Annotated in this window: 18 protein-coding genes; 9 read left to right on the top strand and 9 right to left on the bottom strand. The window is 72.9% G+C overall.

The window, feature by feature from the left end; translation table 11 throughout:
- Positions 1-10 precede the first annotated feature (10 nt).
- Genes ACWDBE_RS12460 through ACWDBE_RS12445 form a run of 4 tightly spaced genes read right to left on the bottom strand, consistent with a single transcriptional unit; the run spans position 11 to position 3,858 of the window.
- Positions 11-538 (bottom strand): hypothetical protein, encoded by a 528-nt coding sequence (locus ACWDBE_RS12460; RefSeq protein ID WP_449787989.1) that lies wholly within the window; start codon positions 536-538, stop codon positions 11-13.
- Positions 535-1,125 (bottom strand): hypothetical protein, encoded by a 591-nt coding sequence (locus ACWDBE_RS12455; protein ID WP_449807921.1) that lies wholly within the window; start codon positions 1,123-1,125, stop codon positions 535-537. Before ACWDBE_RS12455 ends, ACWDBE_RS12460 begins: the two co-directional genes overlap by 4 nt.
- Complete coding sequence (locus tag ACWDBE_RS12450; protein WP_449787991.1) at positions 1,122-3,404, bottom strand: hypothetical protein; 2,283 nt, start codon at positions 3,402-3,404, stop codon at positions 1,122-1,124. The genes ACWDBE_RS12455 and ACWDBE_RS12450 overlap by 4 nt, the downstream gene beginning before the upstream one ends.
- Before the next feature lie 13 nt (positions 3,405-3,417).
- Entirely contained in the window at positions 3,418-3,858 is a 441-nt protein-coding gene (locus ACWDBE_RS12445; RefSeq protein WP_449807920.1) for a hypothetical protein, read from the bottom strand.
- A gap of 177 nt (positions 3,859-4,035) precedes the next feature.
- Between ACWDBE_RS12445 and ACWDBE_RS12440 the strand changes: the two genes are divergently transcribed.
- Genes ACWDBE_RS12440 through ACWDBE_RS12425 form a run of 4 tightly spaced genes read left to right on the top strand, consistent with a single transcriptional unit; the run spans position 4,036 to position 7,640 of the window.
- A complete protein-coding gene (locus ACWDBE_RS12440; protein WP_449787993.1) occupies positions 4,036-5,067 on the top strand; it encodes an ABC transporter ATP-binding protein in 1,032 nt (343 codons plus the stop codon).
- Complete coding sequence (locus ACWDBE_RS12435) at positions 5,051-5,950, top strand: ABC transporter permease (protein WP_449787994.1); 900 nt, start codon at positions 5,051-5,053, stop codon at positions 5,948-5,950. Before ACWDBE_RS12440 ends, ACWDBE_RS12435 begins: the two co-directional genes overlap by 17 nt.
- Positions 5,951-5,959: 9 nt before the next feature.
- Entirely contained in the window at positions 5,960-6,877 is a 918-nt protein-coding gene (locus ACWDBE_RS12430) for an ABC transporter ATP-binding protein (RefSeq protein WP_392881646.1), read from the top strand.
- A gap of 46 nt (positions 6,878-6,923) precedes the next feature.
- Positions 6,924-7,640, top strand: a complete 717-nt coding sequence (locus ACWDBE_RS12425; RefSeq protein WP_449787996.1) for an ABC transporter permease — start codon at positions 6,924-6,926, stop codon at positions 7,638-7,640.
- A gap of 130 nt (positions 7,641-7,770) precedes the next feature.
- Here the strand turns inward: ACWDBE_RS12425 and ACWDBE_RS12420 are convergent, their stop codons facing one another.
- Positions 7,771-9,024, bottom strand: a complete 1,254-nt coding sequence (locus ACWDBE_RS12420) for a CynX/NimT family MFS transporter (protein ID WP_449787997.1) — start codon at positions 9,022-9,024, stop codon at positions 7,771-7,773.
- A 64-nt stretch (positions 9,025-9,088) separates the two neighbouring features.
- The gene (locus ACWDBE_RS12415) at positions 9,089-9,811 is read right to left on the bottom strand and encodes a FadR/GntR family transcriptional regulator (protein WP_449787998.1); all 723 of its coding nucleotides are present in this window, start codon (positions 9,809-9,811) and stop codon (positions 9,089-9,091) included.
- A 279-nt stretch (positions 9,812-10,090) separates the two neighbouring features.
- Between ACWDBE_RS12415 and ACWDBE_RS12410 the strand changes: the two genes are divergently transcribed.
- The 5 genes from ACWDBE_RS12410 (at position 10,091) to ACWDBE_RS12390 (ending at position 15,734) form a co-directional block, all read left to right on the top strand.
- The gene (locus ACWDBE_RS12410) at positions 10,091-11,893 is read left to right on the top strand and encodes a hypothetical protein (RefSeq protein ID WP_449787999.1); all 1,803 of its coding nucleotides are present in this window, start codon (positions 10,091-10,093) and stop codon (positions 11,891-11,893) included.
- Positions 11,890-12,261, top strand: coding sequence for a hypothetical protein (locus tag ACWDBE_RS12405; RefSeq protein WP_449788000.1), 372 nt, complete (start codon positions 11,890-11,892; stop codon positions 12,259-12,261). Before ACWDBE_RS12410 ends, ACWDBE_RS12405 begins: the two co-directional genes overlap by 4 nt.
- 79 nt (positions 12,262-12,340) lie before the next feature.
- Positions 12,341-13,024: a vWA domain-containing protein gene (locus ACWDBE_RS12400; RefSeq protein ID WP_449788001.1), complete on the top strand. Its 684-nt coding sequence runs from the start codon at positions 12,341-12,343 to the stop codon at positions 13,022-13,024.
- Entirely contained in the window at positions 13,021-13,971 is a 951-nt protein-coding gene (locus tag ACWDBE_RS12395) for a protein phosphatase 2C domain-containing protein (RefSeq protein ID WP_449788002.1), read from the top strand. The genes ACWDBE_RS12400 and ACWDBE_RS12395 overlap by 4 nt, the downstream gene beginning before the upstream one ends.
- Positions 13,968-15,734 carry a hypothetical protein gene (locus ACWDBE_RS12390; protein ID WP_449788003.1) on the top strand — a complete coding sequence of 589 codons (1,767 nt, stop codon included), beginning with the start codon at positions 13,968-13,970 and terminating at the stop codon, positions 15,732-15,734. The genes ACWDBE_RS12395 and ACWDBE_RS12390 overlap by 4 nt, the downstream gene beginning before the upstream one ends.
- Here the strand turns inward: ACWDBE_RS12390 and ACWDBE_RS12385 are convergent.
- The 3 genes from ACWDBE_RS12385 to pheA all read right to left on the bottom strand — a co-directional run bounded on the left by ACWDBE_RS12385 (position 15,722) and on the right by pheA (position 19,381).
- Positions 15,722-16,573, bottom strand: coding sequence for an HAD family hydrolase (locus ACWDBE_RS12385; RefSeq protein WP_449788004.1), 852 nt, complete (start codon positions 16,571-16,573; stop codon positions 15,722-15,724). The genes ACWDBE_RS12390 and ACWDBE_RS12385 overlap by 13 nt on opposite strands.
- A gap of 52 nt (positions 16,574-16,625) precedes the next feature.
- Positions 16,626-17,900: a serine--tRNA ligase gene (gene serS / locus ACWDBE_RS12380; protein WP_402221479.1), complete on the bottom strand. Its 1,275-nt coding sequence runs from the start codon at positions 17,898-17,900 to the stop codon at positions 16,626-16,628.
- A 545-nt stretch (positions 17,901-18,445) separates the two neighbouring features.
- Positions 18,446-19,381: a prephenate dehydratase gene (gene pheA / locus ACWDBE_RS12375; protein ID WP_449788005.1), complete on the bottom strand. Its 936-nt coding sequence runs from the start codon at positions 19,379-19,381 to the stop codon at positions 18,446-18,448.
- Positions 19,382-19,494: the final 113 nt, after the last annotated feature.

The following is a 19,494-nucleotide window of genomic DNA, read 5'->3' as shown; positions in this document are numbered from 1 at the left end:
GCCGGGTGGCTCACATCACCTGGAGCCGCTCGGCGCCACCCGCGCAGCCGAGCTGCTTCCCGGCGGCGCGCTCGGCGAAGCCACCGGCGATCCTGCCCATCCGCTCCCGGCCCGGCCCGTCCGCGACGGCCTTGCCGTCCTTGCCGGTGAGCGTGACGACGGCCCGGTAGCCCGTGCGCTTGCCGTCCAGCGTGCATTCGAAGTCGACCGCCCCGGCGCTGTCGCCGCCGGGCAGCACGACGCCGAACGACGCTTCGGCGGTCAGCAGCCGTCCGTCCTCGCCGTTGACCGAGCACCGTACGGAGGCCGGGTTGGTCTCGTCCGCCGTCCGGTAGTCCGTCCGCACGTAGACCCGGGGCGCGCCGCCCAGCACCCTGGCGACGTCCGGGTCGTCGAGCAGGCCCCGGCACTCGCCGTGCGACAGGGTGACGGCCGGAGGCCGGTAGGACGTGTGGTCGAGGTACAGGTGCCAGCCGAGCAGGCCGCCGCCGAGCAGCAGCGCGGCCCCGCCGGCGGTCAGGGCCCGGGGGTGCCTCATGAGCACTGTTCCTTCCTCGTCTCCACCAGCGCGGCCCGGGCGAGCTGTTCGAGGTCGGCCCGGACGCCGTCGGCGGAGCCGCCGGGGTTGCGGACGGCCTCCCCGGCGACGATCTCCAGCTCGAAGTAGTCGTACCGGTCGTGCTTCCCGGTCAGGCAGCCCGCGGCCGCGGCGGCGCCGCCCGGCCACGAGGCGCCGAGGCCGGCGACCTCGAAGGTGCGCGCGTCCGGCCGCTTGGCGGCCTCGGTGCCCAGGGCGAGCTCGCCCCGGCGGCCGACCGACGTCAGGGTGAGCAGGGTGCGCCCGTCGATCCGGATGACGCAGGTCCGCGGGTCGTCGCCGACGACGGACTTCGTCCGCTCCTCGGAGTCCTGGTCGCCGTCCGGCAGCAGCCGCCCGAGCGGGGTGTCGGGGCCGGTGGGCAGGTGGCAGAGCTGGGCCGACCGGCCGGCGGACTCGGCCGGGCGGTGGCCCTGCCAGTCCCGGTAGCCGACGAAGCCGGCGGCCGCCACCGCCACGACCAGCACGGCGGGCAGCAGCAGCGGATCGTGCAGGCGCCCGGCCCACCGGCCAGGGAGCCCGCTCACGCGTCGCCCTTCGCGTTGGTGCTGCTGTTGTTCGCCGTCCCGCGCGCCATGCCCTGGAGCGCGCTGTCCCGGGCGCTGTTGGCGAGCCGGTCGAGGTCCTGGCGGGAGATCCCGGTGCCGTCGCCGGCGTCCCGGACCGCCTGGTCGGCCCCCTTGGCCACCCGGCCCTCGGCGTCGGCGGTGTGGTCGCGGCTCTCCTGGCGGCCGTCCTCGGTGGTGTCGTGCTTGTTGGCCTCGATCACGCTGTCGGCGATCTCGTCGACCAGTGCGCCGGCGATCTCGCCGCCGAGCGGGATCTTTTCGGTCACGGTGCCGATGACGGCGTTGAAGGCGTCCTTGCCGTAGCCGACGTTCTTCTCCAGCGCGTCGTTGAACTCCTTGTCGGAGACGGCGTGCTGGTTCTGCACCTCGTCGATCCGGGCCTGGTTGAGGTAGCCGCTGACGACGCCGCCGGACTCCGCGTTGTGCTTGATGTCCGACTCCAGCCGGGCGAAGTCGGTCTCCCCGCTGTCCAGGTGGCCGCGGATGAGCGCGGTGGTGTACGCCTGGTTGGCGTTCGCCACCGCGCCGTAGGCGTCCGGGTCGCGCCCGAGGGCGTCGAGCAGGCCGGCCACGGACGAGGCGTTGAGGGTGGCCGGGGAGCCGTTGACCGGCAGGTCGTGCCCGTGGGAGAGCGAGTTCTGCACGTCCCCGATGTACTCGGCGGTCATGTGCCCGAGGCTGCCGCGCATCGCGGCGAGCTTGCCGTCGCCCTTGATGTCGTCCAGCGCGCCGTCGCCGCCGTGCCGGCCGAAGGTGTCCACGACCCGGTTCATCAGGTCGGCCTGCTCGGAGGTGTGCTTGGCCGGCGGGACCGGGCCCGGCTCGTCGTACGGGTGGCCGGTGGTGGCGGCCTCCAGGGCGCGGCCGAAGGCGGCCGGGCCGGCCTGCTTGCTCGCGTCCCACACCTTGGAGTCCCGCGAGGTGGTGTCCGGGATCCAGTCCTTGTCGTGGGAGTAGTAGGTGAAGTAGTCGGCGGGCTTGGGCTTGCCGCCCTGGTTCACCGTGCCGTCCTGGTTGTACGCGGTCGGCTGCTCGGTGAAGAACTTGGTGGCCGCCTCCGGGCTGTGCGCGAGCGCCTCCAGGACGGCCGTGGTGGGGCGGAAGCCGGAGCCGGCCTCGTCGCCGCCGGTCAGGTTGAAGCCGTGGATCTTGGAACCGGGCATCGGGGCCGGCCAGTACCGGTCCTGGGTGTCCAGCTGGGTGACGTGCTCGGCGATCGGGTTGATGAAGTGGGCGTCGTAGTTCCCGTTCATCAGGATGCCGGAGAGCACCTGGTAGCCGTACGGCACGTAGTCCAGGCCGGAGGCCCGGTACGGCTTGTCCCAGACCGGCTGGGAGCCGGCCTTGCGCAGGGCGGCGGCCCACTCGTCGGACAGGTGCGGCTCGTTGGTGGTGCGGGTGGCGGTGGCCAGGCTGAGCCCGAGGTTCTTCTGGAGCTGCTCGTAGGCCTTCCAGCGCGGGTCCTTGGCGTCCCAGGGGTGCGCCGGGTCGCCGACCATGCCGTTCCAGGACTTGATCAGGCCGTCCGGGCCGAGGTCCTGGTAGAACTTGGTGGCGAACTTCGGGTCGTTGCCATGCGAGGCCAACAGCGAGTTCAGCTCGGTGAGTTCGGGCTCGGTGATGTCCCCGCCCCGGGCAGCGAGCTGGGCGGCGCGCTTGCCGTCCGCCTCGGGGCCACCGCCGATGGCCTTGCCGTTGAAGGACTTCTGCTGGTCGGTCATGCTGTCGGCGCGCAGCGCGTAGGCGATCCGCTCGTCGGCGGCGGTGGCCTCGGCGACGGCGGCGTCGATCTCCTTGCGGGCGGCTTCGGCCTTGTCGCCCCATTCCCGCTGGTAGTCCCGCATGGCCTCGTAGTCGTGGCGGGTGGCGTTGTCGGCCGGGGGCCAGCTCACGGTGCCGTTGTCGGTGACGGTCAGGCCGGCCGTCCGGGCGGCCGTGACGGCCTTGTCCAGCTTGGCCTTGGCGGCCTTGAACTCGGTCGACGCCTCCGTGAAGATCGAGGCGAAGGCGTTCGCCTCGGTGACGGCGGCGGTCAGCTGCTCGTTGGTGCGCTGCAGGCCGGGGCGGGCCTGGTCGGCCGAAGGGCCGCTCCAGCAGGCGGAATTGACCTTGGCTATCACCGTGCTGTCCCAGTCGCTGTCCAGTGACTGGAGCTTCACGGCCACGGTGGTCCAGGCGGAGGCGGCGGAGTCCAGCACGCCGAAGTCGGCGGTGTTGAGTTCGTGGAAGTCGACCATGGCGGTACTCCTCTCAGCCGGTGAAGCCGGCCTGGGTGGCCGACTCGTTCTGGCGGTAGTTGCCGGCGGTGGCGCGCAGCGCCTGGGTGGTCTGTCCGATGGTGCCGCCGAGCGCGGCGACGCACTGGTCCCAGGTGCCGGCGGCGCCCGCCGCGGCCTGTCCGGTGCTCCAGTTGGCGAGTGAGGTGGAGACCTTGGCGGTGGCCTCGTCGGCGCCCCGGCCGTCGGTGTTGAGGCGGGCGTGGATCTGGTCGGAGTTGTTCCCGGCGGTGGCGAGCGCGTCGGGGTCGGCGCTGAAGCCTCCGCCCCCGCCTCCTCCTCCGCCCGCCGCCGCGGCCGAGTTGAGCTGGGTGCGGGCCGTCTCCTGGGCACGGGCCTGGGCGGTCAGGTTCCCGTCGGCGTCGTAGGCCCAAGGGTTCATCATCCGGTCGAACGCGGTCGCCCGATCAGACATGTCGATCGCTTCCCCTCTGTGCCGGCACGCTGTTCCGGCACCCCCGTCGGCAATGAACTCGGCAAGTACGTCAAGAGTTCGACAAAGGGTACAGGCGGTTCCGCCTTTGCCGAACCCCTAGGGGAGAGGGGGCCCGTCGTCATACCGCAGCAGCAGACGGCCTCGTCATTCCAGCTCATGACCCGTACCGCACAAGACGGTTACGTTGTGTCCGTGTCCACAGCTGTCATCACGACGGACGGCCTCACCAAGAGGTTCCCCCGCGTCACCGCCCTCGATCAGCTCACCGTCGAGGTGCGGCCGGGGGTGGTCGGGCTGGTCGGGGCCAACGGCGCGGGCAAGTCCACTCTGATCAAGATCCTGCTCGGGCTCGCCCCTGCGACCTCCGGCCGGGGCGAGGTCCTCGGCCTGGACGTCGCCACCCGGGGACCCGAGATCCGCGCCCAGGTCGGCTACATGCCCGAGCACGACTGCCTGCCACCGGACGTCTCCGCGACCGAGTTCGTGGTGCACATGGCCCGGATGGCCGGCCTGCCCGCCACCGCAGCCCGTGAGCGCACCGCGGACACCCTGCGGCACGTCGGGCTGTACGAGGAGAGGTACCGCCCGATGGGCGGCTACTCGACCGGCATGAAGCAGCGGGTCAAGCTCGCCCAGGCGCTGGTGCACGACCCGAAGCTGGTGCTGCTGGACGAGCCGACCAACGGCCTCGACCCGGCCGGCCGGGACGAGATGCTGGCGCTGATCCGCCGGGTGCACACCGACTTCGGCATCTCGGTGCTGGTCACCACCCACTTGCTCGGCGAGCTGGAGCGGACCTGCGACCACCTGGTCGTGATCGACGGCGGCAAGCTGCTGCGCTCCTCCTCCACCGCCTCCTTCACCGGGGCGACGGCCGTCCTCGCGGTCGAGGTCGGCGACTTCCCGCAGGACCACCGGCGGGAGCCGGGCCCGGCGGTCCGCGAGCGGCTCGCCGCGGCGGGCCTGTCCGTCCAGTCCGCGGGCTCGCACCAGCTGCTCGTCCGGCTGGCCGACGAGTCGACGTACGACACCATCCGCGACGCCGTCGCCGAACTGGGCCTCGGCCTGGTCAGGTTGGAGGAGCGCCGGCACCGGGTCGCCGAGCTCTTCACCGACTCCCGGGGCGCCGAGCGGAACGAGCACATCGAGCAGAGCAAGGGAGGAACGGACGATGTCGCTGCCTCCTGAGGCCAGGTCCACCGACACCGGCGTCATCCACGACATCGGCTACCGCGGCTACACCGGCCCCCGGCTCGGCCGCTCCTACGCCACCCGCGCGCTCTTCACCCAGAGCCTGCGCGCCGCGTACGGCCTCGGCCGCTCCGGCAAGTCCAAGGTGCTGCCGATGCTGGTGCTGGGCGTGATCACCGTGCCCGCGCTGATCACGGTGGCGCTGTCGGTCGTGATGAAGCGCGACGAACTGCCGGTCGACTACGCGGGCTACCTCTCCATGCTCAGCCTGGTGGTCTCGGTCTTCCTCGCCTCCCAGGCGCCGGTGCTGTTCTCCCGGGACCTGCGCTACCAGACCGTCCCGCTCTACTTCTCCCGCCCGATCACCCGCACCGACTACGTCCGGGCCAAGTTCGGCGCCATGGTCTGCGCCCAACTGCTGCTCATGGCGGCCCCGCTGCTGGTGCTGTACGTCGGTGCGCTGCTCGGCGGGATGGACTTCGCGCACAACACCGGGCACTTCCTGTCCGGCCTGACCGCGGCCCTGCTGTACGCCCTGGTGCCGACCTCGGTGGCCGTGGTGATCGCGGCCGCGACCCCGCGCCGGGGCTTCGGGGTGGCCGCCATCATGGGCTACCTGACGGTCAGCGCCGCGCTGGGCGCCGCCGTGGTCGGGATCAGCCACACCGGCACGACCGACTCCGACGCCGCGCAGTGGGTGTCCCTGATCTCGCCCACCGACCTGGTGGAGTCCCTGGTCAACGAGCTGTTCGGGCTCGGCGACGGACTCGACCGCCGGCACGCGCCGGGCGGCCTCGGTCTGGCGGTGTTCGCGCTCGTCGCGGCGGCCATGGTGGTCGGCTCGTACCGGCTGCTGCTGCGCCGCTATCGGAACGTCTGAGAGGGCGGCATGGCCACCATCAGCATCGACAAGGTCTCCCGCTGGTTCGGGAACGTGGTCGCGGTCAACGACATCACCATGGCCATCGGCCCCGGCATCACCGGCCTGCTCGGGCCCAACGGGGCGGGCAAGTCCACGCTCATCCACATGATGAGCGGCTTCCTGGCCCCCTCCAGCGGCTCCGTCACCCTGGACGGCGCGCCGATCTGGCGCAACCAGCAGGTGTACCGGCAGATCGGCCTGGTGCCCGAGCGGGAGTCGATGTACGACTACCTGACCGGCTGGGAGTTCGTCCTCGCCAACGCCGAACTGCACGGCCTGCCCCAGCCGGGCGCCGCCGCCCGCCGGGCACTGGACCTGGTGGAGATGGACTACGCCAAGGACCGCCGCACCGGCACCTACTCCAAGGGCATGAAGCAGCGGGTCAAGATGGCCTCCGCCCTGGTCCACGACCCCTCCGTGCTGCTGCTCGACGAGCCCTTCAACGGCATGGACCCGCGCCAGCGGCTCCAGCTGATGGACCTGCTGCGCCGCTTCGGCGCGGACGGCCGGACGGTGCTGTTCTCCTCCCACATCCTGGAGGAGGTCGAGCAGCTGGCCCGGCACATCGAGGTGGTGGTCGCCGGACGGCACGCCGCCTCGGGCGACTTCCGCAAGATCCGCCGGCTGATGACCGACCGGCCGCACCGCTACCTGGTCCGCTCCAGCGACGACCGCCGGCTCGCCGCCGCGCTGATCGCCGACGGCTCCACCACCGGCATCGAGGTGGACGAGCGGGAGCGGGCGCTGCGGATCGAAGCGGTCAACTTCCAGGGCTTCACCACCCTGCTGCCCAGGGTCGCCCGGGAGGCCGGCATCCGGCTGTACACCGTCTCCCCGGCGGACGAATCGCTGGAGAGCGTCTTCTCCTACCTGGTCTCCGCGTGAGCGCCGCCGCCAGGACCGTTGTTGCCCAGGAAGGGGCCGACCGACCATGAACCCCACCGTCGCCAGGCTGACCCTGCGCGGGCTGCTGGGCCGTCGCCGCGGCCTGCTGCTGCTGGTGGTCCCCGCCCTGCTGCTGGTCGTCTCGGCCGTCGCGAGCGTCTCCAGCGCCGACCCGCACGACACGGCCGACAACATCATCGGCGCCCTCGGCCTCGGCACCCTGGTCCCGATCCTCGGGCTGGTGGTCGGCACCGGGGTGATCGCCAACGAGATCGACGACGGCTCGATCGTCTACCTGCTCGCCAAGCCGCTGCCCCGGTGGCGGATCGTCACCACCAAACTGGTCGTCGCGATCGGCGTCACCTGGCTGTTCTCGGTCGTCCCGACGCTGCTGGCCGGGCTGCTGCTGGTCGGCACCCAGGACGGCGTGGCGCTCGGCTACACCGTGGCGGTGCTGGTCGCCGGGGCCGTGTACAGCGCGGTGTTCCTGCTGCTCGGCGTGGTCACCCGGCACGCCGTGGTGGCCGGGCTGGCGTACGCCCTGATCTGGGAGTCGACGATCGGGAACTTCGTCGAGGGCGCCCGGACGCTGAGCGTCCAGCAGTGGGGCCGCTCGGTGGCCGAGGCGGTCGCCGGACAGAACGCGATCAGTTCCGACGTCTCGCTCGGCGCGGCCGTACCGCTGCTGCTGGTGGTCACCGTCGCGGCGACGGTGTTCGCCTCGGTGAAGCTGGCCGGGATGACGCTCGCCGGCGAGGAGTGAGCCCGGTGGGGCGCTGAACCCGGTCGGGCGCTGAACTCGGTGCGGCGCGCCCGCTACCGGGCGCCCGGTACGTCAGTGGGCCCCGGACACCCTCAGGTGTCCGGGGCCCACTGACGTACCGCTCGGAGGTTCAGAGCGTCCGGTTGCGGCCCGCGCCCCAGCCGGCCGCGCCGACCACCACGACCAGCACCAGCATCAGCACCAGCGGGGTCTCCCAGCCGCCGGTCAGCTGGCGCAGCGCGCCCGCGCCGACCGGGCCGGCCGCCGCGACCAGGTACCCGATCGCCTGCGACATCCCGCTCAGCTGGGCGGCACCCGCCGCGGTGCGGGTGCGCAGCACGATGAACGCCAGGCCCAGGCCCAGCGAACCGCCCTGGGCCACACCCAGGATGGTCGCCGACACCCACGCCGCGGACACCGGCGCGACCAGCAGCAGGGCGATGCCCGTCCCGTTCAGGGCGACCATGGCCGCCGCCAGCGCGCGCTGGCTGGTCATCCGGCCGGCCATCAGCGGCACCAGGAAGGCGCCCGCCACCTGCACCAGGTTGGAGAAGGCGAAGACCAGACCGGCCTGCCCGCGGTCCATGCCGTGCTCGGCCAGGATGGTCGGCATCCAGGCGACCAGGGTGTACACCAGCAGCGACGAGATGCCCATGAAGAGGCTGATCTGCCAGGCCAGCGGGGACTTCCAGATGCCCTCGATCGGCTTGGCCGCCGCGCTGGCCGCGGCCGGCGTCCCCTGCTGCTCCCGCTGCCGCTCCTGGCGGGCGCGCAGCACCTGCGGCAGCCAGGCCACCGCCGCGATCAGCGCGAGCAGCGACCAGGCGCCGAGCGAGGCCCGCCAGCCGCCGCCGAGCGCGTGCTCCAGCGGGACGGAGGTGCCGGCCGCGATCGTGGCGCCGACCAGCATGGTGGTCGAGTAGACGCCGGTCATGGCGGCCGCGCGGTCCGGGAACTCGCGCTTGACCAGGCCGGGCATCGACACGTTCAGCACCGCGATGGCCACGCCGATGACCACGCAGCCCGCGTACAGGGCCGCCACCGAGGGCAGCACCCGCAGCAGCACGCCCGCGCCGAGCACCAGCACCGCGCCGAGCACCACCCGCTCGGCGCCGAAGCGGCGGGTCAGCCGGGGGGTGAGCGGGGCGCCGACGCCCTGGAAGAGCACCGGGACGGTGGTGATCAGCCCGCCCACGGTGGCGGACAGGCCGAAGGTCTGCCGGATCTCGCCGACCATCGGGGAGACCGCCGCCAGGCAGGCGCGCATGTTCAGCGCGACCAGCACGATGCCGGTCAGCAGCAGGAGCGGATGGGCCAGCCGGGCGCGGACGGGGACCGGGGCGGGAGTGGTGACAACCGGCTGCTGGGCACGGGTGACGGCCATGGATGTGCTGTTCTTTCGTGGATGTGCGTGGAAGCGGACGGTGGAAGGGGAGGCTCGCGCCGTCCTACTTCCGGGCCGCGATGGCCGCGAGCAGCTGCTCGACGGCCGCGGTCGGGCCGGCGAGCAGCGCACGACACGCCGCCTCGGCCCGGTCCGGGTCACCGCTCTCGATCGCGTCGACCAGGGCCTCGTGGGTCGCCACGACCGCCTCGGGCATGTCGTGGTCGCCGAAGGCGGAGGTCATCGCCTCGCGGACGGAGGCACCGAAGTAGCGGTACACCTCGGCCAGCGCGGGGTTGTGCGCGGCCTCGACGACGGCGGTGTGGAACTCCAGGTCGTGCTCGACGGTCGCCTCGCGGCTCGCCCGCTCGGGGTGCTTCGCGAACACCTCGGCCTCACGGGCCAGGGCCGCGCGCATCCGCCGGACGTCCTCGGGGGTGTGCCGCAGGGCGGCCAGCCGGGCGCCCTCGGTCTCCAGCGCCGCACGGACCTCCAGGACGTCCCGGATGCCGGAGCGCTGGACGCCGCGCAGCACGGACGCCGGATCGCTGGTGGAGCGGACGAACGTGCCCTCGCCCTGTCGGGAGACCAGCATCCCGGCGTGCACCAGCACCCGGATCGCCTCCCGGACGGTGTTCCGTCCGACGCCCAGCTGCTCGGCCAGCTCGTGCTCGGTGGGGATCCGCGACCCGACCGGCCACGTCCCACCCGCGAGCTGCTCCCGCAGCTGCTCGATCGCGGTGTCCACCAGGGAACGCCGCCCGGCCGCCTGCAGACCGCCGCTCATGCCGGACCTCCCTTCCACCGCGTTTCGCCACCATCGGTCGTCGGTCATCCTACAACCGCTTGCCCGGTCATCCTACAACTCCCCGGAGCCGTGCCGGGCGCCGAGTCGGGCCGAGTCGGGTCGAGCCGGGGCCGAGCCGGGCGCCGCGGAGCGCGCCGGTCGCGCGCCCTGGCGGACCGGATCCGGCGCGCCAGTGGATTCGCCACCTGATGTCAGGTCAGGTTTCGTCGTGGAACGGGTAGTTACGTCACACGAACCCTCACCGAAGGGTGGTCGATCATGAGCACCTTCGACACGTGGACCTGTCCGACCTGCGGGCTGGTGAACCCTCCGGGAGTGCCCTGCGCGGGGTGCCGCGCGGACCCCGACCCGGCCACGGCCTTCCACCGGGCCCCCACCGGCACCTGGAAGAGCCCCGCACCGGCACCTGCCCAGGCCCGCCCCGCCTCTCACCCGACCCCCACCCAGGCCCGCCCGGCCTCTCACCCGACCCCCGCCGGTGCCGCCGGCGGCCGTACGCCGACCCTCGGCCCGGGCGGCCCGGCGCCCCGGCCGGGACCGCCGCCGCGCGCCTCGGACGCCACGCGCTACCTGTGCGCGGCCGTGCAGATGGACAGCGTCCTCGCCCACCGTGCGATCGCCACCGTCCTCGACGAGCCGCGCCGGGCCGTCGCCTCCTCGCCCGACGTCGACCTGGCCTGCGTGCTGCGCTACGCCGTCGCCGCCCGTACCCGGCACACCACCACCAAGGTGCTGCTCACCCTGATCGCGGCCTGCATCGTCGCCTCGTTCTTCCTCCGCCCCTTCGAGCGGACGGACGCGCCCGCCCCCGTCCCCGGCTACCCCGGCGGCTACGCCGTCCCCCAGCCGGACCCCTCGCTGCTCCCGTTCGACCTGCCGGTCGTCCTGGTCCCGCTCCTGGTGGTGGCCTGGGCCGTCGTGCTCATCGAGCAGCTCACCGCCTACTTCGGCGTGATCAGGCCCAGGCTGAGCCGCGCCGCGTTCGACCCCGCGCAGGCGCCGGTCGCCGCCAGGCCCAAGGAGGAGGCGCAGCTGCGCGAACTGGCCGGACTGGACCACAAGGGCAACGTCACGATCTTCTCCGGCTTCGAGCCCTTCCTCGGGTACGGCCGGCTGCTCAACACCTGGAACTTCACCATCCCGGTGGACCGGCCCGGTGAGCACGCCGACCGCGTCCTGCCGTTCTCCATCGCCGAGCTGACCGCCGAGATCACCAGGGCGGTGGAGTCGCTCGGACTGCCCGGGGTCGAGGTCCGCGAGCGGATCTTCGTCAGCGGCGCCGACCTGTCGCTGGGCCTGGACCCGGCCGTCCGCGGCTTCCTGCTCCCCTGGCCGACCAAGCGGCCGGCCCCGGAGCTGCCCGCCGCCCTCGTCGACCGGCTGCGGGAGGACGGCGCCGCCCGGGCCCGGCCCTACCTGGTCACGACGGTGTCCGGCTGGGGCAGCGAGGTGGTGACCACCAGCACCGTCCGGTTCGGCCTCAGCCCCGCCAAGGACCTGCTCTTCGTCGAGGGCGCCTCCTCGATGCTCCCCCCGGTCAAGGCGGCCTACCACCTGGTCGACCACCTGCTCGACCGGCCGACCTGGCGCCAACTGACCGCCCTGGCCCGGACGTCCCTCACCAGCATGCCCGGCAGGCTGGTGCGCGGCACCGGCTACGTGCTGGCCCTGCCCTTCGCGGCCTTCCGGGCCCGGCTCACGGACGGCGACCAGCTGCGCCAGATCCGGCACAGCGCCTTCAACTACGGCTCCATGACCAGCATCCGGCAGCTGGCGGCCGACTCGAGGTTCCACCGCTACTACCAGCAGATCGACCACCAGATGTACACCAAGGTCGTCGAGCGGCGGATCCTGGACGCCCTGATCGACTTCCTGGAGGACCACCAGGTCGACATCTCCGAACTGCGCGAACGCCAGAGCGTCATCTACAACGGGGGCATCTTCACCTCCGGCAACGCCAGGATCAGCTTCGTCAACTCCCCGGTCGCGGCCGGGGCGGGCAGCCGGGTGCGTGCCATGTTCACGCCCCGCGGTCCCGAAGGAGGGAAGGCCAAGTCATGAGCGAGGACCGGAACACCTCCGGCGGGTTCCACATCAGCGGCCACGCCACCGTCCACTTCACCGACTCGCCCGTGGCGGCGGGCCGGAACTCCTCGGTCACGGTCAACTCCGGTGCGGGGGAGGTCGACGAGGAGGCGCTCGCCCGGCGGGTGCTCGCGCTCGCCGACCGGCTGCGCCAGGACGGCGAACCGGACAGCAGCCAGGCGCAGGCCGCCGAGGACCTCGAGGCCGAGGTCGCCTCCCCGGCCCGGCGCTGGGACCAGGTGCTGCGCTTCCTCGCCCGGGCCAGGGCCGGCGTCGTCGCCACCACGGCGGTGGCCGCCGAGATCCAGAGCCTGGACGAGGCGGTCCGCTCGCTGCTCCCGTAGCCGCTCCGTCGGCCGGTCGACGCGGGAAGTCGGCCGGCCGCGCAAGGAAGAGGTCCACCCGACAAGAAGGGGGAGTGCGGTGGCCGAGACCAAGGGTGTCCTGCTGCCCGCCTACGTACTGGCCGACGAGTCGGCCTCGATGGAACCGTACCTGGCCGAACTCTCCGGCGGCCTGGTCTCGTTGTGCGAGGGGCTGCGGGCCGAGCCGATGATCGCCGCGAAACTGCGGCTGGCCGTCCTCGGCTTCTCCGACGACGTGCGGATCCGCCTCGCGGTGACCGACATGCGGACCGAGACCAGGCTGCCCCAGGTGGTCATCCGCGGACTGACCGTCTACCGGGCGGTCTTCGAGGACCTGCTGGACCGCATCCCCGAGGACGTCCGGTGGCTGCGCGGCCAGGGGTACAAGGTGCACCGCCCGGTGGTGTTCCTGCTCAGCGACGGCCAGCCGACCGACGGCGAGGAGTGGCGGGACGCGCACGCCCTCCTCACCGACCGGCAGCGGACCCCGACCGCCCCCAACATCATCGCCTGCGGCATCGGCGAGGCCGAGCCCAGGACCATGCTCGCGGTGGCGACCCGCCCGGAGTTCGCCTTCGTGGCCCGGTCCGGCATCGACCTCGGCCGGGCCATCGGCGAGTTCTTCCACGCGCTCACCACCAGCCTGGTCGCCTCCGGCCAGGCCCTGGGCTCCGCCAACCCCCACCTCGTGGTCAACCGGCCCGACCAGTTCGTCCTCGCCATCGACGAGGTCGGGCAGTGACCCGGCGCGGTCCCGGCCCGGAGCGGGCGCCCGGCCCGGAGCAGGGGCCCGGCCCGGCCGCCGCCGTCCCCTGGGAGCGGATCGCCGTGGGCACGCCCGGGATCGAGTTCGAACCGAGGCCGCCGCGCCAGCCCGCCTACGACTTCCCCGACACCGAGTGCGACGGCTGGTCCACCGAAGCGCTGGCCGTGCGCTTCGCCTCCGTCCGCGGCGCCAAGCACCGCTACTACGGCCGTCCGCGCCAGGACGCCGCGCGCGCCGCCCTGCACCAGCCCACCGGCGCGGTCGCCTTCGCCGTCGCCGACGGCGTCTCGGCCGCGACCACCGCCGAACTCGGCGCCATCGAGGCCTGCAGGGCCGCCCTCGCCCGCACGCTCCACCTGCTCTCCGCGAGCCCGGGCCCGGTGGACTTCCCTGACGTCGCCCGGCACGCCGCCCGACGGCTCCGGCAGGTCGCCCGCTGGCGGCTGGGCGGCGGGGAACCGGACCCGGCCGAGGTCTCCCGGCTGTACGCGACCACCCTGGTCACCGGCGTGGTCCGCCCCGACCCGGCCGGCCCCGTCGTCGAGCTCTGCCGGATCGGCGACTCCGGCGCCTGGCTGCTCGACCTCCCGCACGGCCGCTACCACCCGCTCTTCGACCCGAAGTCCGCCGGCGACACCCCGCTGATCGGCACCGAGGTGGCCCCGCTGCCCACCGTGCCCGACCCGATCGAGCGCACCAGGGTCCGGCTCACCCCGCAACTCGCCCTGCTGATCGGCACCGACGGCTTCGGCGACCCGCTGGGCGACGGGGACGGCCGGGTCGGCGCCCTGTTCGCGGACGCCCTCGCCGAGCCGCCCGCCCCGCTCTGGCTCGCCCACCTGCTCGACTTCTCCCGCGAGACCTTCGACGACGACCGGACCCTCCTGGTCGTCTGGCCGCACGCCGCCGGGGAGGGGCGATGACGGACGACCGATCCGTCAGGACCGTCGACCACGACGACCTGGTCCTGGTCCGCCGCCTCGGGCAGGGCGGCCAGGGCACCGTCCACGAGGTGGCCGACCGGGCCGACGGCCACGCCGTCGCCTACAAGGAGTACCGCCCTGAGACCCTCCCCGGGCTCGACGCCGACGCGCTGGCCGCGATGGTGGCCCTGCTCGCCGAACTCGACCCGGCCGAGGCCCGCTGGCTCCTCGACAGGGCCGCCTGGCCCACCGCCCTGGTCCGGCAGCGGGGCCGCACCTGCGGCTTCCTGATGGGGGCCGCCCCCGAACGCTTCCACTTCGACCTGCAGGCCCTCGGCGGTGCCACCGCGCCCACCAGACGGCCGGCCACCCTGGAGTTCCTGCTCAACGACGACGACTACGTCGCCCGGGTCGGCCTCACCGTCAGCGACCGCGACCGCCTGAGACTGCTCGCCGACCTCGCCACCACCCTGTCCCGGCTGCACGGCCTCGGCATCGCGGTCGGCGACCTGTCCCCGAAGAACCTGCTCTTCGCCACCGGAGCCGACGGCGGCCGGCCCGCCTGCTTCCTCATCGACTGCGACGCCGTGCGGCTGCGCGGCGCCACCGTCCTGCCCCAGGTCGAGACCCCGGACTGGCAGCTCCCGCACGGCGAGGAGCGCGGGACGGCGGCGGGCGACGCCCACAAGCTGGCGCTGCTCGCCGTACGGCTCTTCGCGCGCGACCAGAGCGCCGTCGACCCGGCCGCGCTGACCGCGCTCAGCCCCGCCCTCGGCGAGCTCGCCCGGGCCGGACTCGACCCGGACCCCGCCCGCCGGCCCGCCCCGGCGCTCTGGGCGGAGCACCTCACGGCGGCCGCCGCCACCGCCTCCACCACCCCGGCGGCTCCGTCCGTCCCGTCCATCTCCTCGGCCCCGTCGGCTCCGTCCGTCCCGTCCATCTCCTCGGCCCCGTCGGCTCCGTCCGCCGCCGTCCGTACGGTGAGAGCCCCGGGCGCGAGCCCGGGCGCGCCGCCGCCGACCAGGACGCCGTACGCCGCCGGCATCGGCGTCGCCGCGGTCGTCGCGGCGGTCATCCTGGCGACCGTGCTGGCGGTCGCCCACAACAGGTCCGGCTCCGCGACGGCGGACTCCGGACCCACGTACACGCCCGCACCCGCCTACACGCCGACGTACACGCCCACGCGCACCTACACACCCACCTACCGGCCCAGCACCCCCGTCTTCGACCCCGCCTCGCTCGACGACGCCCGGACCGACCGCACCCCGCTGACCCCCGCCGGTCTGCTCCCCGAGGCGTTCACCGACTCCGACGGGGTGCGCTACCGAAAGACCAGCCGCTCGCCGCAGAGTTGCGTGACGTCCGGCATGAGCGACAACGTCCAGACCGTGCTGCGCAACGGCGGCTGCGTGAACCAGGTCGTCGGGACGTACAACGACCCCGAGGACAGCATGATGGTGATCATCATGGTCGAGCCGATGATGGACGCCCGGACCGCCGAGGCGGCCTACAACACCCTCTCCAACGCGTACGCCGGTGACTGGGGCTTCTGGTGCCCGTCCACCGGAAGCGGTTCCGAGCTGTGCGACAAGAACGTCAGGAAGGCCCTGCGGAACGGCTGGACCGGCCGGAAGCACCGGTACCTGGTCCACACCGTGGCGCTGTTCATCAACCTGAGCTCCGACAGCAGCCTGGACCCGCGGGCGAGCGAGGCGGCTCACGCGGCGTACAAGGCTGCCGGTCCGGTCAACTACTGGGGGTAGAGGCGCTCCAGGACCTCGGCGACGCCGTCCTCGTCGTTGCTGGCGGTGACGGCGTCGGCGACGGCGAGGAGTTCCTCGTGGGCGTTGGCCATGGCGACGCCGTGGGCGGCCCAGCCGAACATCGGGACGTCGTTGGGCATGTCGCCGAAGGCGATGGTGTCGGCGGCGCGGACGCCCAGGCGGCGGGCGGCGACGGCCAGGCCGGTGGCCTTGGACAGGCCGAGCGGGAGCAGTTCGACCACGCCGGCGCCGGCCATCACCACGCCGACCAGGTCGCCGGCGGCGCGGCGGGCGGCCTCGGCGAGGGCGTCGTCGGTCAGGGCGTGGTGCTGGATGTACAGCTTGCTGAGCGGGGCGTCGAGCAGCCCGCCGCGCTCGACCCGGACGACCGGCAGGTCGGAGCCGATCAGCAGTTCGTAGCCGGGGCCGGCCAGCACCTGGCCGTCGAGGCCGTCCTGGTTGGCGGCGATGGCCAGCGGGCCGGTCTCGGCCTCGATCTTCTCGATCGCCACCGCGGCGAGCCGCCGGTCCAGGGTGAGCGAGGTGAGCAGCTTGTGCGCGCCGGCGTCGTACACCTGGGCGCCCTGGCCGCAGACCGCTATCCCGGTGTAGCCGATCTCGTCGAAGACCGGGCGGGCCCAGACCGCCGAGCGCCCGGTGACGATGATGTGCAGCGCGCCCGCGCCGGTGGCCGCGGCCAGGGCGGCGCGGGTGCGCTCGGAGACGGTCTCCCCGCTGGTGAGCAGGGTGCCGTCGAGGTCGGTGGCGACCAGCCGGTAGGGCAGGTCGCCACCGCCGTCGGCTCCGGGAGAGGCGGGGCTGGGGCTGGTGGTGCTCATGGGCCGTGCGTCTCCCGGGAGTAGCGGGTGGTGCTGGGTGGTGCGGACCGGGCTACTTGACCGGCTCGAGGACGGTCCGCCCGCCGAGGAACGGCCGCAGCGCCTCCGGCACGACGACGGAGCCGTCGGCCTGCTGGTGGTTCTCCAGGATCGCCACGATGGTGCGCGGGATGGCGACCAGGGTGCCGTTCAGGGTGGCCAGCGGGCGGGTCTTGCCCTCCTCGCGCATCCGGATGGAGAGCCGGCGGGCCTGGTACTCGGTGGTGTTGGAGGTCGAGGTGACCTCGCGGTACTTGCCCTGGGTGGGGATCCACGCCTCGATGTCGAACTTGCGCGCGGCCGAGGCGCCGAGGTCGCCGGAGGCGACGTCGATCACCCGGTAGGGCAGTTCGAGGGCGTTGAGGAAGTCCTTCTCCCACTGGAGCAGGCGGCGGTGCTCGTTCTCCGCGTCCTCCGGAGTGGTGTAGACGAACATCTCCACCTTCTCGAACTGGTGGACGCGGATGATGCCGCGGGTGTCCTTGCCGTAGGTGCCGGCCTCGCGGCGGAAGCAGGACGAGTAGCCGGCGTAGCGCAGCGGCAGCTTGTCGGCGTCGAGGATCTCGTCCATGTGGTACGCCGCGAGCGGGACCTCGCTGGTGCCGACCAGGTACCGGTCGTCCTCGGCGAGGTGGTACACGTTCTCGGCGGCCTGACCGAGGAAGCCGGTGCCGTCCATGGCGGCCGGGCGGACCAGGGTCGGGGTGATCATCGGGGTGAAGCCGGCCGCGGTGGCCTGGGCGATCGCCATGTTGACCAGGGCGAGCTCCAGCAGCGCGCCGACGCCGGTCAGGTAGTAGGAGCGGGCACCGGCGACCTTGGCGCCGCGCTCGGTGTCGATCGCGCCGAGGATCTGGCCGAGCTCGACGTGGTCACGGGGCTCGAAGCCCTCGGCGGCGAAGTCGCGCGGGGTGCCGATCTCCTCCAGGGTGACGAAGTCCTCCTCGCCGCCGACCGGGGCGGCCGGGTCGATGAGGTTCGCCAGGGAGCGGAGCAGGCGGTCGGCCTCCTCCTTGGCCGCGCTCTGCTCGGCGTCGGCGGCCTTGACCTCGGCGGCCAGGTCCTTGGTGCGCTGGAGCAGCGCGGCCTTCTCGTCGCCCTTGGCCTGGGCGACCTGCTTGCCGAGCACCCGCTGCTCGTTGCGCAGTTCGTCGAAGCGGCTGCCCGAGGACCGGCGCCGCTCGTCGGCGGAGAGGAGGGCGTCGACCAGGTCGACGTCCTCGCCACGGACGCGCTGCGAGGCGCGCACTCGGTCAGGGTCCTCACGGAGCAGGCGAAGGTCAATCACAGGCCCAAGCGTACCGGGAGACCGTTCCTCCACCGGTACGGCTTTTCCCCTGGGGATAACTCGCCCTCACCTGTGGATAACTTCCGTGGGGAACTCTCCGGCGGCGGGTTATCCACAGGCCGGACCCCGAACCTGTGGATCAAAGGGGAGGATTGCCTTCCGCGTGAACGAACCAGGGAATTGAGGTTTCAAACCTCAATCAACCTTCTCGGGTGAGGGAATTGAACCACTCGGACGGGTGATTTGCTGGCAACCGGGTGACTCTGGTCCGATTGATCATCTCTGCCACGCAAACCGATGGTCCGACCGGATCCGGGCAATGGCTATACCGGTTTGTCGACTCGCCCCCAGCCCTGTGGATAACTCCGGGCTGTGGACAGTAGGGGACCCCTGTGGACAGCGGGCGCCGACCGGGGGTCGCCTGGGGACGACGGGTGGAGTCGTCCGCCCCGCCCGATCGACCCGCTCCGAAACGGTCGGAAAAGGTCGGAAAGACAAAAGATGTAACCAGGATGTCCGGAGGGCGACGGAACACGCGCCCGGACTCAGATGTCCCCGCGGCCGTCGAGCGCGCGGGAGAGCCAGTCCGCCGCCGAGGTGAAATCCTCGTCCGAGGTCCCCGGCCGCCGCTGGGTGGACGCCTGCCGGTCGGCGCGCGGATAGGAGCCGAGGTACCGCACCTTCGGGCAGGTCCGCTTGAGCCCCATCATCGCCTCGCTCACCCGGCGCTCGGACAGGTGGCCCTCGCAGTCGATCAGGAAGCAGTAGCTGCCCATGCCCTCGCCGGTCGGGCGGGACTCGATCCGCATCAGGTTGACCCCGCGCACCGCGAACTCCTGCAGCAGCTCCAGCAGCGCACCCGGGTGGTCGTCCGGCAGCCAGACCACCATCGAGGTCTTGTCCGCGCCGGTCGGCGAGGAGACCCGCCCGGGGCGGCCGACCAGCACGAACCGGGTGGCCGCGCTCTTCGCGTCCGCGATCTCCTTGACCAGCGGCTCCAGCCCGTAGATCGGCGCCGCGAACTCGCCCGCGAACGCGCCGTCGTAGCGGCCCTCGGCGACCAGCCGGGCGCCGTCCGCGTTGGAGGCGGCCGACTCCCACGTCGCCTCCGGCAGGTTGGCCGCCAGCCAGCGCCGCACCTGCGGCTGGGCCACCGGGTGGCTGGTCACCGTCTTGACCCCGGACAGCTCGGTGCCCGGCCGCACCAGCAGCGCGAAGGCGATCGGCAGCAGCACCTCACGGTAGATCATCAGCGGTGCGCCGGAGGCCAGTTCGTCGTTGGTCGCGGTGACCGCGCCCTCCACCGAGTTCTCGATCGGGACGAACGCCCCGGCCGCCTCCCCGCCGCGCACCGCGTCCAGCGCCAGTGCCACCGAGGACAGCGGGACCAGCTCCCGGGTCGCCGCCTCCGGCAGGGTGTGCAGGGCCGCCTCGGTGAACGTGCCGGCCGGTCCGAGGTAGGTGTAGCGGGTGGCCGACATGACGCCTCCGGGGATCTCGGTGCTGCACGGTCAGGGTGTGCCGAAGCAGTCACCATAACGATTCCGCGGCCCCGGCAGGAAAGCGTTCCAGTGGCCGGGACCGCGGCGGTGGA

Source organism: Kitasatospora sp. NPDC001132, from assembly GCF_053598415.1.
Note: the sequence above shows the minus strand (reverse complement) of the source record. Positions and strands in the feature narration are given on the sequence as shown.